The following is a 690-nucleotide window of genomic DNA, read 5'->3' on the forward strand; positions in this document are numbered from 1 at the left end:
GCGCGACAATCTGGATGAGAATGTCGCGGCGGGGTTGATGATGCCGATGTTGATTGACGCTGGCAAGCGTTTGTTGATTGACGACGCGCAGTGTTTGATTGACGCTGGCGAGCGTGTGCCGCGCGACAATCTGGATGAGAATGTCGCGGCGAGGTTGATGATGCCGATGTTGATTGACGCTACCGCCCGTCAATCAGGATGAGAACGGCGCCCGAGCCGGTGAGGACGATTGTGTAACGCGTGACGATGGCCTGGAGCACGCGCTTTACGCTGTCGCGTTTGATCTCGATGAGCATCGTGGAATGTCGCTGGCGTCCAATGCCGCCAAGCCGTCGCCGCGCAGAGCCTGCAGCGTAACGCGTTACGCTGCAGGCATTCTGTGCCGCGCGACAATCTGGATGCGAATGCTGCGGCGAGGTTGATGATGCCGATGTTGATTGACGCCGGCGAGCGTTACCCGGCTGCCGCGCGTCAATCAGGATGAGAACAGCGCGTCAGTCTGTGAGGACGATTGCGTAACGCATGACGATGGCCTGGAGCACACGCCTTACGCTGTGGCGTTTGCTCTCAATGCCCCTTGTCGAAGTGTCGCTGGCATCCAATGCCGCCAGGCCGTCGCCGAGCAGGGCCAGCAGCGTAACGCGTGACGCGCAGGCTTCCTCACCAATGGCGTCAATAACGGCCCGTTTG

1 protein-coding gene and 1 pseudogene are annotated in these 690 nt (G+C 60.3%); one reads left to right on the plus strand and one right to left on the minus strand.

Translation table 11 applies throughout. From position 1 onward, the window contains the following. Positions 1-202: hypothetical protein (locus tag P0D80_RS50855; RefSeq protein ID WP_408296483.1), on the plus strand; the 202-nt coding region annotated here is incomplete at its 5' end. 292 nt (positions 203-494) lie between these two features. Here the strand turns inward: P0D80_RS50855 and P0D80_RS50860 are convergent. Then, a pseudogene (locus tag P0D80_RS50860) lies at positions 495-690 on the minus strand (hypothetical protein); the annotation flags it as partial.

The organism is Paraburkholderia sp. RL17-373-BIF-A (assembly GCF_046030175.1).
Classification (GTDB): domain Bacteria; phylum Pseudomonadota; class Gammaproteobacteria; order Burkholderiales; family Burkholderiaceae; genus Paraburkholderia.